The 14259-nt window shown below is 41.4% G+C and carries 12 protein-coding genes; 9 read left to right on the top strand and 3 right to left on the bottom strand.

The features are described from left to right. Positions 1–60 precede the first annotated feature (60 nt). On the bottom strand, positions 61–321 hold the full coding sequence (locus ACG9ZB_RS05260) for a hypothetical protein (protein ID WP_004980661.1): 261 nt from the start codon (positions 319–321) through the stop codon (positions 61–63). A gap of 273 nt (positions 322–594) precedes the next feature. Between ACG9ZB_RS05260 and ACG9ZB_RS05255 the strand changes: the two genes are divergently transcribed. The 4 genes from ACG9ZB_RS05255 to ACG9ZB_RS05240 all read left to right on the top strand — a co-directional run bounded on the left by ACG9ZB_RS05255 (position 595) and on the right by ACG9ZB_RS05240 (position 3613). Then, positions 595–945: a hypothetical protein gene (locus tag ACG9ZB_RS05255; RefSeq protein ID WP_419324796.1), complete on the top strand. Its 351-nt coding sequence runs from the start codon at positions 595–597 to the stop codon at positions 943–945. A 7-nt stretch (positions 946–952) separates the two neighbouring features. Further along, the gene (locus tag ACG9ZB_RS05250; RefSeq protein WP_419324616.1) at positions 953–2680 is read left to right on the top strand and encodes a PepSY-associated TM helix domain-containing protein; all 1728 of its coding nucleotides are present in this window, start codon (positions 953–955) and stop codon (positions 2678–2680) included. Beyond that, complete coding sequence (locus ACG9ZB_RS05245) at positions 2677–3015, top strand: DUF3325 domain-containing protein (protein ID WP_419324614.1); 339 nt, start codon at positions 2677–2679, stop codon at positions 3013–3015. Before ACG9ZB_RS05250 ends, ACG9ZB_RS05245 begins: the two co-directional genes overlap by 4 nt. 79 nt (positions 3016–3094) lie before the next feature. Then, complete coding sequence (locus ACG9ZB_RS05240) at positions 3095–3613, top strand: tetratricopeptide repeat protein (protein WP_201703814.1); 519 nt, start codon at positions 3095–3097, stop codon at positions 3611–3613. A 270-nt stretch (positions 3614–3883) separates the two neighbouring features. Here the strand turns inward: ACG9ZB_RS05240 and ACG9ZB_RS05235 are convergent, their stop codons facing one another. Then, positions 3884–4834, bottom strand: a complete 951-nt coding sequence (locus ACG9ZB_RS05235) for a DUF4424 family protein (protein ID WP_419324612.1) — start codon at positions 4832–4834, stop codon at positions 3884–3886. A 20-nt stretch (positions 4835–4854) separates the two neighbouring features. Next, positions 4855–5388: a cysteine peptidase family C39 domain-containing protein gene (locus ACG9ZB_RS05230; protein WP_419324610.1), complete on the bottom strand. Its 534-nt coding sequence runs from the start codon at positions 5386–5388 to the stop codon at positions 4855–4857. Between the two features lie 221 nt (positions 5389–5609). On the opposite strand from ACG9ZB_RS05230, the gene ahcY reads away from it, so the two are divergent. The 5 genes from ahcY (at position 5610) to ACG9ZB_RS05205 (ending at position 14243) form a co-directional block, all read left to right on the top strand. Beyond that, a complete protein-coding gene (gene ahcY / locus ACG9ZB_RS05225; protein ID WP_419324608.1) occupies positions 5610–6992 on the top strand; it encodes an adenosylhomocysteinase in 1383 nt (460 codons plus the stop codon). A 181-nt stretch (positions 6993–7173) separates the two neighbouring features. After that, on the top strand, positions 7174–8010 hold the full coding sequence (gene metF / locus ACG9ZB_RS05220) for a methylenetetrahydrofolate reductase [NAD(P)H] (RefSeq protein ID WP_242760307.1): 837 nt from the start codon (positions 7174–7176) through the stop codon (positions 8008–8010). 40 nt (positions 8011–8050) lie between these two features. After that, a complete protein-coding gene (locus tag ACG9ZB_RS05215) occupies positions 8051–8767 on the top strand; it encodes a 16S rRNA (uracil(1498)-N(3))-methyltransferase (RefSeq protein WP_419324606.1) in 717 nt (238 codons plus the stop codon). Between the two features lie 181 nt (positions 8768–8948). Then, entirely contained in the window at positions 8949–11825 is a 2877-nt protein-coding gene (locus ACG9ZB_RS05210) for an EAL domain-containing protein (RefSeq protein ID WP_419324604.1), read from the top strand. Positions 11826–11963: 138 nt separating this feature from the next. Beyond that, the gene (locus ACG9ZB_RS05205) at positions 11964–14243 is read left to right on the top strand and encodes an NADP-dependent malic enzyme (RefSeq protein ID WP_419324602.1); all 2280 of its coding nucleotides are present in this window, start codon (positions 11964–11966) and stop codon (positions 14241–14243) included. Positions 14244–14259: the final 16 nt, after the last annotated feature.

Genomic DNA, 14259 nt, shown 5'->3' with positions numbered 1-14259 from the left:
GTCCGTCTACGGGCTTTTATTTTATCCACACAATATAAACCAAGACATCAAAGCGAAGTTTTAAATCCAATACACGTTTAAACGGTAATAGAACTCTTCTACTTCTAAACGGACTTGATAGCCCAGTTGGGTCAGTTCTGCTGAAAGATGACGAATATCTTCTAAGGGTAAATGTTTTGGCAGAACTGTAAATACTGCAGTATTTCCCTGTTTCGCACTCTCCTCAATGAGTGAAGCTAAACGTAATTTATAGACTTCAATATCTAAATACGCTTGGTTGGACATAATTTTTGCCTGTTCGGCATTAATAAAAGCAGCCATCTTTTCCTCCAAATTCGCCCAAGTATTGACTATGAAACTAACGCAGATCAAAACAGCGTATAACGTGATTTGGTAACACTATGTAGCCATTCCTTAGAGAAATAACAATAAGAATCAAATCGATTTAAAAAGGTAGAGACTACAATCCAAATTTTTCTGTTCACCAAACTCACTTACCGTTACAGAAAAAATAAATAAAGTTACCATCTATTTTATTTAAATAATAATTGTTATCATTTGCAATATTGTTTACTAATGCACCAACTCTCTTCCATGAATAGCACCACCCAAATTGATGCCTTGATTGATTCGGAAAAAGTTCGTCCGAAACCAACCAAAAAGAAGAAAGTCGACACACCACTTAACTACCGTCTGATGGTGATGTACCGATTTGCACTTGCCTTGCTTGGAGGTTATCTCCTTGCTGCGCTCTCTGCATTAACGATTGCCAAAATCTTTATTGCAAATCCTGTGAATGCGGCCATGAGCGCCACCCTCATTGCATTTTGTCTTAACTGTGTTGCCTTTATTTGGGTCTTTATGGTTCAAAAAACCTTAAAAGCAACGCTCGGCATTGCTGTGCCATGTATTGCACTTTATGCCCTACTCAAATTTTTAGGATAGTTTTTCAATGCGTGTTGATCAAAAAGCGGAAGGACCGCGCCAATCCATGTCATGGTTGCATACATGGGCCAGTCTCATTTTAGGGTGGCTGCTGTATGCAATTTTTGTGACTGGAACCCTAAGTTTTTTCCAAAATGAAATTTCAACTTGGATGAAACCAGAAACACATCAATCTGTCCCTGCGCAGTCTCAAGTGCAACAGATGCAGATCGCGCTAAACTATTTACAGAAAAACCACCCAGATGCAGGCAGTTGGAACATTCAGCTACCAAACTCACGCCAAACCACAACTGAAGTGACTATTCGTGCCGTTGGTGAAGACCCGAAAGCACGTCGTGGTGGAACACGCATCACTTTAGACAGTGCGACTGGTGAAGTGATTGAACCGCGAGATACGCGTGGTGGTGGATTCCTGTACCGTTTCCATTTTGAATTGTACGGTTTACCGCGTCTGTGGACGCGTTGGTTGGTCGGGATTGCCACCATGTTCATGTTCGTCGCAATTGTTAGCGGAATCATTACCCATAAAAAAATCTTTAAAGATTTCTTTACCTTTCGCTCTGGCAAAGGTCAGCGTTCATGGCTAGATGCACACAATGCAACCGCTGTCTTTGCATTGCCTTTTCATCTAATGATTACCTTTAGTGGCTTACTCCTACTCATGTTTATGTTAATGCCTTGGGGGATTAACCAAGCTTATGAAAATCGACAACAGTTTTTACGTGACCAACAGGCCAGTATGATTGAGCAGCCCCAAAAAGCTGAAGATGTGCAGCGCGAAGATCGAAGTCAACGCGAAGGTGAAAGAGCGGATCGTGGAGAACGCGGACAGCAACGAGGTGAACACATAAAAGGTCGTGATGAGGAACGTTCAAAACCCGAACTCCACCCTGCCCCACTGACAGACTTAGCGCCAATTATGGCAGCGGTACAACAACAGTGGAAAGACAATCCAATTGCTTCGATTAGCATTATTTCACCCAATACAGACCAAGCCAAAATTGAGTTACGTGCCTTGCGTGCTGAAAGCGTCGCGCATCGCAATGTATATGCAACCATCAACTACAATGGGGTCACGGGTCAAGATGAAACGGATAAAAATATACGGATAAAAAACCCATCTATTCCAAGTGGCATCTATAACGTGGTCACCGTCTTACACGAAGCTCGCGGCATCGATTTGGCTCTTCGTTGGTTGCTATTCTGTTCGGGTATTTTAGGTACGCTCATGGTCGCTACAGGTCTGATTCTTTGGTGTGTAAAACGTGCTCCCCAACAGCAGAAACAAGGCTATAAATCGTTTGGTTTCCGACTGGTGGAAGTCCTGAATATTGCAGCCATTATTGGTTTGCCTTTGGCCTGCGCGGCATATTTTTATGCCAACCGTTTCATTCCTGCAGATGTAGAAATGCGTCTAAACTGGGAGATCCGTAGCTTCTTTACCGTATGGTTACTCACTTTGATATATGCCACTTTCCGTACCCACCGCCAAGCATGGTTAGACTTACTTTTATTGGCAACACTCGCTTTCGCCCTGCTGCCAGTGGTCAACTTGATGACAGGCGGTCAAGCTTTGTGGAACAGCATCGCGCAGGGTCAATGGACGATTGCATCGGTTGATTTAGCCATGTGGTTAATGGCAGTGATTTTCTATTTCGCTTATGACAAAGTGAAAAAACATCAAGGTTTGCCGAACAAAAAAGTGAAAGTAGCTATTCAGGAGGCCAAAGCATGATTTGGTTTCTGATCATTTGGACTTTAGCGACCTTAGGTTTTTTTTCACTTGCCAGCAGTATGTCTAAGCACCAAAAGCAAATCTTTGCTAAAGAACTGACACTTCAGCAAACACGCTTAGCAACCACTGTGGGTTGGTTACTCCTAATTGTTTCTTTGCTCATTTGCTTAACACAAGGACATTGGAGCACTGAAATCAGTTATTGGGTGGGCGTGATTACTTTCGCCACGTTGTTTGTTGGACTTTGCTTGAGTTATTTTGAACAAAAAATTAAGAATATTGCTGTTTCAGTTTTACTCTTATTTATATTCAGCCTAACTTTGCACCTGATCTGAACCTAAAAGCCAATCTTCAGATTGGCTTTTTCACTTGAAAGCATTAGGCTATCCACAGTTTAAATCTTTGGTTATCTGTATGCCTAAATCTCCTAAAATTCCTGCTGAATTGGTCAACCTTGCAACAACAGGTAATAGTGACGCTCAATTTGAACTTGCTGAACTGTATATGCAAAGTGAAAATGAAGATGACATTACGCTTGCAGAAGAATGGGCGCTCAAAGCAGCAGCATTGGGTCATGTAGAAGCCATGTATTGGCTGGGTGAAGGTTATGCTTTTTATGCCAAAGAACTTCGCGAAGAAGATCCAAGCGAAGCTGAAACCTACTTTGGACATGCACATCACTGGTTAAAACAAGCCGCTGAACTCAAACACCCTACTGCAATATTAGAGTTAGCTGGTTTTTACCGTCGGGGCGATGTGGTTGAAAAAGATGTCGCTAAGTCAATTGAACTGGTACAACAAGCAGCGGAACTGGGTGAAGCTCAAGCCATGCGTGATTTGGCCTTCATTTATGAAAATGCATTAGGTATCGATGCAGATGAAGTAAAAGCCAAATACTGGCACGACAAGGCAGATGCCGCAGAACAGGAATAAAATAAAAAGCCCATCCTTTGATGTCATGCCAGTTAGTGAATAAACTGACTGGCATTTTTAAAATTTCATTCGATACGCCATAGGGTCATCCACAACCTAAGTAAGAATAAAAGCAATGCTTTTATTTGCCGCGTAAGACGAAGTAGTCGCCTTTAAAATAGACTGTTTTGCAACAAAAGGCGCTCTACATTCAGAAAGTAACCAGATTTTTCGGATGAAAAATGTTTTTGGTTCTTTTGCCGAAACAAAAGAACGCCCCAAAAATTAGACTTAAAACTTACGCACAAAAATAATATCTAAATCCTGCTTCGGCACAAAATTCTTTTCTGTTATTTGAAATTGTGTCGAAGTGATCTTTTTCACCTGACTCTTCCAACAAAATGAAACCAGCTCATTCGGGTCACGCTCAATGGTCAGTTTAAAACTTTGAATAGGTTTCGCCCAATTTGCACCCGTTTTTAAGATATAGCCCAAAGCTTGATAAGGTGCATATTGCGACTTGGCTTTTTTCAAACCCGCTTTGAAGTTTTGATCCATACAATAGGTTTTTTCATCCTCTTCAGGATATAAAGAGACCGAACCACCGACCAATGGCATATACTCATGTTGTACATAGGTCAGCGCATTCGCCTTAAACTTCTGCTGCCAGCTATAAATGATTTGTGATTCCCAATAAATTTCATCATCCGCCTGATAGGGCTTTAAAAGCTGCTGCACTGTTTTGTCCTGACAACGATACAAACGCTGATTAAGCGTAGAGTCTTGTTGCAATAACCACGGATACATCAAATCTCGATCTGAAAAACCACATTTTTTTAAGCCCGCAGTCACATCAACGACGTCACGATTGGAATTGAAGTCACCACTTGCTGTTAAAGCGGGTAAAAATGCACGCACATGCGTTTCTGGCTGAATCTTTTGTGCATTGGCTTGTACTTTAAAGCTTTCAATCAATTGTTCGGTATGCGCAAAATCACTTTCACGCGAACTGCCCACACGCGGCAAAGGAAATAAAACAGTTTCCGTAATATCTTGAGTTGTAAGATTTTTAAATTGGTAATTCACCCGAATAATGTTTTTACTGATAAACAAATCTTCACTTTGCATACTGATTTTTGGATTTTTCAGATATTGCACACCGCCCGTTGCCACAAAACCCGTGCTGTCATTCGCACTGATCTGCATAGAGATGAACACACATAGTCCAAGGATTTTTTTCATTTAATGCATCCTTTTCATGTTTATTGTGCTGTTTCCATACGAGCGCTTGAATGATCAAGCACGATCACTTGTCGGCAGATGCCCTCGACTTGACGTTGCCGTTCAAATACAGATGCAGGCATCGCATCAAAACTATCAAAGAAACAGATTTCCTGCTCATCTATAGAATAAACCAGTGAATGGTTTCCGACGCCTTCTAAAGTATCGTAATAGACAATGATAAATTTATTTTGCTCAAATGCCTGTTGAATTTGTTGGTAATTGATGGCCGCTAAAACTGGCAGCTTTAGTTGCTCAGCTTCTGCATAACTCAATTTTTCTTGTGCTTGAAGCTCTGAGTCTTCATCAGTATAAAATTGAACATCAAAGCCAAATTTCTTTAATCCGACTGCCAAGCTAATGGTTGTCGTTCCGTTTTCTTCATCGTAACCACAGACCTCAATCAACTGTTCAATATCCGCATCGATATATAAATGCTGGAGTAGCATCCATACCGCATAAATACCGCCATTAGCTTCAAGGTTCATTAAGGATTCAGGGATATTCACGGCCATAACACAATTCGAAAAAGATGATTGTATTCATAATAAACAAAACATCGTTGGAACTGAATCAATTTCCAAGTACAATACTTCGCTAGTCGAGGGATGCTGCGACTTTTTCACAGGTATATAAATGTGAAATCGCTAGGCTCGACGATCCGGTTCAAATCCTTTTTGAATCAACAACGGCATCCGCGAACTGAATGATCAATTTTTTATATTAGGAGATCGTGATGAACGCGGTTACTGCTTCATTTACAGATTACAAAGTTGCTGATATTTCACTCGCTGACTACGGCCGTAAAGAAATTAAACTTGCTGAAGCTGAAATGCCAGCTCTAATGGGTTTGCGTAAACGCTATGCTGCTGCAAAACCACTGGCAGGCGCGAAAATTCTCGGCTGTATCCACATGACTATTCAAACAGCTGTTCTTATTGAAACACTGGTTGAATTAGGCGCAGAAGTTCGCTGGACTTCATGTAACATCTTCTCAACTCAAGACCATGCTGCTGCTGCAATTGCTGCTGCAGGCATTCCTGTGTTTGCTTGGAAAGGCGAAACTGAAGAAGAATACATGTGGTGTCTTGAACAACAAATCAATGTAAATGGCACACCTTGGGATGCCAACATGATTTTGGATGATGGTGGTGATTTAACCCTCCTTGTTCATGAAAAATACCCTGAAGTGATTGCAAAAATTCACGGCGTAACTGAAGAAACGACTACAGGTGTTCAACGTCTGTATGAAATGCTTCGTGACGGCACTTTGAAAGTTCCTGCAATCAACGTCAACGATTCAGTAACGAAGTCTAAAAATGACAACAAATACGGTTGCCGCCACTCACTAAATGATGCCATCAAACGCGGTACAGATATGCTTTTATCTGGTCGTCGTGCGCTTGTGATCGGTTACGGTGACGTAGGTAAAGGTTCTGCGCAATCACTTCGCCAAGAAGGCATGATTGTACGTGTGACTGAAGTCGATCCAATCTGTGCGATGCAAGCATGCATGGACGGTTACGAAGTTGTATCTCCATACAAAAATGGCGTACAGACTGGTAAAAAAGAAGATGTAAATGCAGACCTTCTTCAAAATACTGACCTGATCGTAACAACAACAGGTAACTACCACGTGTGTGATGCTGCAATGCTTGATTCATTAAAAGCAGGCGCTGTGGTATGTAACATCGGTCACTTTGACACTGAAATCGACACCAACTACTTACGTGGTTACAAGTGGGTTGAAGTGAAGCCACAAGTTCACCAAGTTTATCGTTCTGAAAATGATAGCGACTACTTGATTCTTCTTTCTGAAGGTCGTCTGGTTAACCTTGGTAATGCAACGGGTCACCCATCACGTATCATGGATGGTTCATTTGCTAACCAAGTATTGGGTCAAATGCACTTGTTCGCTGAAAAATTTGCTGATCTTCCAGAAGATCAAAAACAAGCGGCGATTCGTGTAGAACTTCTTCCTAAGAAATTAGATGAAGAAGTTGCTGCGGCAATGGTTGCTGGTTTTGGTGGTGTCTTGACTCAATTGACTCAAGAACAAGCAGACTACTTAGGTGTAGCTGTTGAAGGTCCGTTCAAATCTGACGCTTATAAATACTAAGTTGCAAACCTCTCCTAACCTCTCCTAACCTCTCCTGTTAGGAGAGACTTTCATTACCGAATGATGTTAGCAGTGAAATCTTGTTATCTCTATTCAATGTAATGAATCCCCTTCTCCCTCTGGGAGAAGGGTGGGATGAGGGCAAACACAAAAAATAGCATTTATAAAAAAGGATTTGATGATGAGCAAAAAAGTTCCCATTTCTTTTGAGTTTTTCCCAACCAAAACTGATGCTGGCGCAGAAAAACTTAAAGTAGTACACCAAGAACTTCAGTTATTAAACCCAGAGTTTTTCTCGATTACTTATGGTGCTGGTGGTTCTACCCGTGAGCGTACCCTTGCTGCAATTGCCGAATTCAACGGTAAAGGTACACCAGTTGCACCGCACTTATCTTGTATTGGCGATGACAAAGCACGTATTGCTGAATTACTCGATATCTACAAAGATCAAGGCATTGACCGTATTGTCGCTTTACGTGGTGATTTACCTTCTGGACAAGTCGGTTTAGGGGAGTTGCCATACGCAACAGACCTCGTGCGCTTTATTCGTGAGCATTCAGGCGATCACTTCCATATTGAAGTTGCCGCTTACCCTGAAATGCATCCACAAGCAGAAAGCTTTGATTTAGACATTCAACGTTTCTGCGACAAAGCCAATGCAGGTGCCAATGCGGGTTTAACGCAGTTCTTCTTTAATCCTGATGCTTACTTCTATTTTGTAGATCGCATTCAAAAAGAAGGTGTGAACATTCCTGTTGCACCGGGCATTATGCCAATTACCAATGCCAGCAACTTGATTCGCTTTGCAGATGGTACAGGCGCTGAGATTCCACGTTGGATTCGTAAACAGTTGGCAACTTATGGTGACGATACTGCAAGTATTAAAGCATTTGGTCATGAAGTGATTGTGAAACTTTGCGAACGCCTGATTGCAGGTGGCGCACCGAGTTTGCACTTCTACACCATGAACACGACTGACCCTACCCGTCAGCTTGTACTAGACCTCGGTTTAGCATAAGCAATTAAACTAGATTCACCCTATTTGAGAGTAAAACCGAATGCCTCGTTTTTTTATGGAAGCAGAACTCAATGTTGATCACACTGTCGAACTGACTGAAACAGTGTTTCATCATTGGGTCAAAGTTTTACGCGCTCAAGTCGGTGAAACGGCTACCTTGTTTAATGGACAAGGCGGCGAATATGAAGTGACCTTAAGTGACGTTGCTAAAAAGTCAGCATCAGTTCAGGTCACTGCTTTTAACCCAACCAATCGCACTCCTGCTATTCGCATCCTACTCGGACAAGTCATGAGTAAAGGTGATCGTATGGATTATGCGATTCAAAAAGCAGTCGAACTGGGTGTCTCAGAGATTCAACTGTTGACCTCTGAACGCTGTGAAATGCGTTTGAAATATGACCGCGACCAAAAGAAGATTGATCATTGGCAAGGAATTGCTATCGCGGCATGCGAACAATGTGGCATGAACATTGTTCCCACTATCCATGCTCCAGTCAACTTAGACAAATGGCTCGCATCTGAATTACCTGCGACGCGACTTGTACTTGCCCCGAATAAAGAAAAACTCGATGTATTGGCGAATGCGACACCAAACATTACTCTCCTCATTGGACCTGAAGGTGGTTTAAGTGATGCTGAAATTACAACAGCCAATGAGCACGGTTTTATCAGCTGGTGTATTGGTGAGCGTGTATTACGAACTGAGACAGCACCAGTCGTCGCTTTGTCGATCCTCAACTACAATTTAGTGATTTAAATCAAATAAACAGCCGAGTCACCCTTTTGTTCTGTTAATATATTGATTGTTATGTACAACAATATTACCCTTGACTTATATCAAAATATAAATTGATTGTGTTTTACACAATGTATTTAAATTTGAAAAAAGACACAACACAACGCCATTGGGTCATAAAAAAAATAAGGTTTCGCGATTCATGCCAGATATTTCTACAGAAAATCTTGATCGGCACTTGCAGACTGCGCAAATATCGCATTCCATTAGCCATCTTCGTTTCCTCATCAGTAGTTTACTGATTCTAAATTTTTACATTTTCTGTGCATATCACTATAATTTTTCTCAAGATTCTTTTTATTTTAACCTATGGTTCTTTGTTTCTGAGTTTATTCTCAGCATTTTTTGGCTCGTGAACACCGTGTATTTCAACCCGAAAAATCACTCTGCCAAACATGCACACCGCTGGATTCAAAGCATCTGTTTAAGTATTGGTCTTTTGGTTGCAGCAGGCGTCGTCTGTATCTACTACTACTTACCCAGCCTATCTGGCAATTTTAACTATACAAATGCCCTACTCTTATCTGCACTTTTAGTGATTGTCACACAGACCGTTTGCCTCACCTATTTAACGCAGCGCATCAATTATTTTTGTTTGGTTTTTATTCCATCTATCACCCCTTATGTCCTCTCGCAATTTATCAACTTCGATGCCAATCACACTCTTTTTCACCTTGCTGTGAACTTTATTCTGATTGTGATTTTGCTCTGTGCCAATGCCACCAACCGTATTAATCAGCACTTATCACGTCTCTCAATTAAAAATCGAGAGCTGAAAAAAGAAGCTGAAAAACAAATCGCTTGGACCGATGATTTATGCAAACAGCTACAAAACGAAGTGAATAAATCCAAAGAAATTGAACAACAGTTACAACTGAATAATCAATTGCTTGAGCAAAAAGTACGTGAACGAACCTTTGACGTAAATCAAATCAATAAAGACTTAAAAAATAAGCAAGAAAACCTTTCGCTTGCCCATGAAATTTCAGGTATTCGTCCTTGGGATTGGAATATTAAAGATCGGCTCATTTCCCTAACCAATCACAAACAAGAAAAAGTACTTAAAAATTCCACAGAGCATCAACTTCAGCTTCAGTGCCTAATTCATCCAAATGACATTGCCCTGTTTAAATCTGCAATGAAAATTCATTTACGGGGTCATTCAGACCGCTATGAAGCCACTTACCGTGTGCAACACAATAACGGGAAATGGTACTGGGTACATGACACGGGACGCGTCATTGCTCGCGATCCGATCAGTCATAAACCGTTACAAATGGTTGGTATTCGACGCGATATTCAGCATGAAAAAAGTAACCAAGAACGTCTTCGACTAGCAGCGAGCGTATTTGGACAAGCTGAACAAGGGATTTTCATCTTAGATGAAGACCTGCGTTATATCGACGTAAATCCGTTCTTTGAGCGTTTGGCTGGTTTTGAGGCTGTACAAATTAATGGCAAGCATCTGTTTGATATTGTTGCGAACTATAAGTCGCATCAACGCAGCACACATAACCAAATCATTGGACAGCTTCTAAAAAAAGGCGAATACGACGGTGAACTTAATGAAAAGTTCCTGTCAGGCAAAGAGCTGTGTATTTGGATGCATCTGAATGCCATTACCGATGAGCAAGATCGTGTCACGCATTATATTGGTATCGTGTCCGATTTAACCGAACGTAAATTGCAAGAACAGCGTCTTTCCTATTTAGAAAACTACGATACGCTGACCGATTTACCCAACCGTTTTTACTATAACTATCAGCTTCATCAGTACTTGGTTTCTCAACAAGACAGCATTAAACAACTGGCGATTATTCGACTCAATATTGACCGTTTCCGCCCATTGAATGAATTCTTAAGCAATAATGGCGGAGATGAACTGCTTCGCCAAGTTGCCCAGCGCCTTCGTTTAACCAATGCTGAAGCCTTGATGGTGGCTCACTTAAATGGTGACGATTTTGCAATTGTATATGAGGTCTCTCATATTCGCCCCTCCGTTCAGGAACATATCGACCGCATTAACAAAGCCTTTAGTCTACCTTTTGATATTTTTGGTCAAGAACATATTATTACGCTTTCAATGGGGATTTCGCAGTACCCTGAACATGGTCGTCAACTGGACTACTTAAACAACTGTGCAGAACAAGCACTCAGTGAAGCAAAACGTTTAGGTGGAAATGCGACCAAGTTCTACAGCTTGAGTAATACCGTTGCATTAGAAGAAGTAATTTATTTAGAGCGTGATTTAAGACTAGCGATACAAAACAATGAGTTGGTGGTTTATTACCAACCCAAAATCAACTTTCACGATCAGAAAATTTATGGTTTTGAGGCGTTGGTACGCTGGAATCACCCAACCAAAGGCATCGTGCCGCCGGGTCTCTTCATTCCGATGGCAGAAAAAACCAGCTTGATTTCAGATATTGGTCGCATTGTAATTTTACAAACCGCTAAGCAAATCAAAGAATGGAATAAATTGGGTTTTGATAATATCTGTGTTTCGGTCAATGTGGTTGCCCAACAATTACAACGTGGACAGCTTTTAAAGGACTTAGATGAAGCCCTTGATCGATATAAAATCAGTGGTAGTAGCCTCGAATTAGAAATTACAGAATCCACTTTGGTTGAAAACTCAGAAGCAGTGAAAAACCTCCTTGAAACCATCAAATTGCGTGGCATTCATATTTCTTTAGATGACTTTGGTACAGGTTATTCATCACTGTCTTATCTGACAGACTTCCCTATCGATACTTTAAAAATTGATCGAAGCTTCATTTCAAAAATTGGACACTGCAAACAAGAAGCGATTGTGAGCGCCATGATTGCCATGGGGAAAGCCATGGGTATGACCGTGGTGGCGGAAGGAATTGAGACCGAACAACAACTGAGTTACCTACAAAACTTAGAATGTGATATCGCGCAAGGTTATTTATTTTCCAAACCTCTTCCTCAGCTCGATGCTACCCAATATTTAAGAGATCATCTCGACACACCCTCGTATACATACTCAATATAAATCAGACTGTTTTAGCTCTAAGTTTGCTTAAAAAGCACCAGCTATCACTGGGATATACCAGCAACTAATGGTATATTCGGTCTTGTCTACTAAAAACTACCAGCTCCGCTGGCTAACCCACGCTACAAAGAGATTCAGATGGACGATCAATCATTAAAACAGCAAGCTTTGTATTATCACGAATTCCCAACCCCAGGGAAAATTAGCGTTACACCTAGCAAGCAGCTGGTCAACCAACACGATTTAGCCTTGGCGTATTCACCTGGTGTCGCAGCACCATGTCTTGAAATTGAAAAAGATCCTTCAAAAGCAGCGCTTTATACTGCACGTGGGAACCTTGTTGCTGTAATCACAAATGGTACCGCCGTTTTAGGTCTAGGTAATATTGGTCCACTTGCGTCTAAACCTGTCATGGAAGGTAAAGGCGTTTTATTTAAAAAATTCGCAGGTGTTGATGTATTTGACATCGAAATTGCAGAAAATGATCCTGACAAAATTGTCGATATTATTGCTGCATTAGAACCGACTTTTGGTGGTATCAACCTTGAAGACATCAAGGCACCAGAATGCTTCTATATTGAACAAAAACTTCGTGAACGTATGAATATCCCTGTGTTCCACGATGATCAGCATGGCACATCCATTATCGTTGGATCTGCTTTACTGAATGCTTTGCAATTGAACGGCAAAAAAATTGAAGAAATTAAAATCGTCGCTTCAGGCGCAGGTGCTGCAGCTCTGTCTTGCCTAGATTTACTTTGTGCCATTGGTGCAAAAAAAGAAAATATTATTGTTGCAGACTCACGAGGTCTACTTACAACAAAACGTGAAGGTCTAGACGACTCTAAAAAACGTTATGTACAAGATGTTGAAGGCACTCAACTGGCTGACGTGATTGCAGGCGCAGACATGTTCCTCGGTTTATCTGCTGCGGGCATCTTAACCAAAGAAATGGTTAAGATGATGGCGAAAGATCCAATTATTTTCGCACTTGCCAACCCAGATCCTGAAATTCTGCCTGAACATGCACACGAAGTTCGTGATGACGTAATCATGGCGACAGGTCGTTCAGATTATCCAAACCAAGTGAACAACGCACTTTGCTTCCCTTACATTTTCCGTGGTGCTCTTGATGTAGGCGCAACCACTATCAATGAAGAGATGAAAATTGCATGTGTCTATGCGATTGCGCGTATGGCACACATTGAAGCAGATGCGGCATCTTATGGTGAAAAATCTGCATCCTTTGGTCGTGATTACTTAATTCCACGCCCACTTGATCAGCGTCTGATTTTAGAAATTGCACCTGCTGTTGCACAAGCAGCCATGGATTCAGGTGTTGCTAGTCGTCCAATTCAAGACTTCTCTGCATACCGTCAACGTCTTTCTGAGTTTGTTTATAACTCAGCACTGATGATGAAACCTATTTTTGCTCAAGCAAAATCTGATCCGAAACGTATCGCTTATGCTGAAGGTGAAGACCTACGCGTACTTCGTGCAGTACAAATTGCGGTCGATGAAGATCTTGCAAAACCAATTTTAGTCGGTCGTACTGCGGTTATTGAAGCAAACATTAAAAAGTTAGGCTTACGTCTTGAACATGGTGTGAACATCACGATTGTCGATCAAGAAAAAAATCCTGACTACGAATTGTTTGCAGATGACTACTACACGCTTATGCAGCGTAAAGGTGTAACACCTGAATATGCGCAACGTGAAGCACGTCGTCGTTCAACCTTGATCGCATCGATGTTAGTGAAACATGGTAAAGCAGACGGTATGCTATGTGGTACGTATTCAAGCTATGACATTCACTTAGACTTCGTTAAAAACATCATAGGTAAAAAAGAAGGTCACAACTCTTTCTTTACATTGAATGCTTTAATGCTTGAAGACCGCAACCTGTTCATTGCTGACACTTACATCAACCGTAATCCAACGGCTGAACAACTGGCTGAAATGACTATTTTAGCCGCTGAAGAAGTGCGTCGTTTTGGTATGACACCACGTGTAGCGCTACTATCTCACTCAAGCTTCGGTTCAGACCAGACCGACCCAAGCGCACAAAAAATGCGTAAAGTGTTTGAGATTTTGACGCAAATCGCGCCAGAACTTGAAGTTGAAGGTGAAATGCATGCGGACGCGGCATTGGATGAAAACATCCGTAACTTTGCATACTCAAACTCGCGCTTCAAAGGTTCTGCGAATCTATTGATCATGCCAAACTTGGATGCAGCCAACATTTCATTTAACCTGTTGAAATCAACTTCAGGTAATAATGTCACCATCGGCCCTATCCTACTTGGCGCAGCGAAACCAGTTCATATTTTGACACCGACAGCAACAACACGTCGTTTAGTGAATATGACTGCGCTGACTGTAGCGGAAATTCAAGAAGCGGAGAAAAACGGCGAATAATTGTTTGTCGTTATAC

It is taken from the genome of Acinetobacter johnsonii (genome assembly GCF_048551975.1).
GTDB classification, from domain to species: domain Bacteria; phylum Pseudomonadota; class Gammaproteobacteria; order Pseudomonadales; family Moraxellaceae; genus Acinetobacter; species Acinetobacter johnsonii_A.
The sequence above is the reverse complement of the archived record's forward strand: the minus strand, read 5'-3'. Positions and strand labels throughout refer to the sequence as shown.

Coding starts and splice junctions, on each gene's coding strand:
- ACG9ZB_RS05260 (WP_004980661.1), bottom strand. CDS start 321: ATGGCTGCTTTTATTAATGCCGAACAGGCAAAAATTATGTCCAACCAA.
- ACG9ZB_RS05255 (WP_419324796.1), top strand. CDS start 595: ATGAATAGCACCACCCAAATTGATGCCTTGATTGATTCGGAAAAAGTT.
- ACG9ZB_RS05250 (WP_419324616.1), top strand. CDS start 953: ATGCGTGTTGATCAAAAAGCGGAAGGACCGCGCCAATCCATGTCATGG.
- ACG9ZB_RS05245 (WP_419324614.1), top strand. CDS start 2,677: ATGATTTGGTTTCTGATCATTTGGACTTTAGCGACCTTAGGTTTTTTT.
- ACG9ZB_RS05240 (WP_201703814.1), top strand. CDS start 3,095: ATGCCTAAATCTCCTAAAATTCCTGCTGAATTGGTCAACCTTGCAACA.
- ACG9ZB_RS05235 (WP_419324612.1), bottom strand. CDS start 4,834: ATGAAAAAAATCCTTGGACTATGTGTGTTCATCTCTATGCAGATCAGT.
- ACG9ZB_RS05230 (WP_419324610.1), bottom strand. CDS start 5,388: ATGGCCGTGAATATCCCTGAATCCTTAATGAACCTTGAAGCTAATGGC.
- ahcY (WP_419324608.1), top strand. CDS start 5,610: ATGAACGCGGTTACTGCTTCATTTACAGATTACAAAGTTGCTGATATT.
- metF (WP_242760307.1), top strand. CDS start 7,174: ATGAGCAAAAAAGTTCCCATTTCTTTTGAGTTTTTCCCAACCAAAACT.
- ACG9ZB_RS05215 (WP_419324606.1), top strand. CDS start 8,051: ATGCCTCGTTTTTTTATGGAAGCAGAACTCAATGTTGATCACACTGTC.
- ACG9ZB_RS05210 (WP_419324604.1), top strand. CDS start 8,949: ATGCCAGATATTTCTACAGAAAATCTTGATCGGCACTTGCAGACTGCG.
- ACG9ZB_RS05205 (WP_419324602.1), top strand. CDS start 11,964: ATGGACGATCAATCATTAAAACAGCAAGCTTTGTATTATCACGAATTC.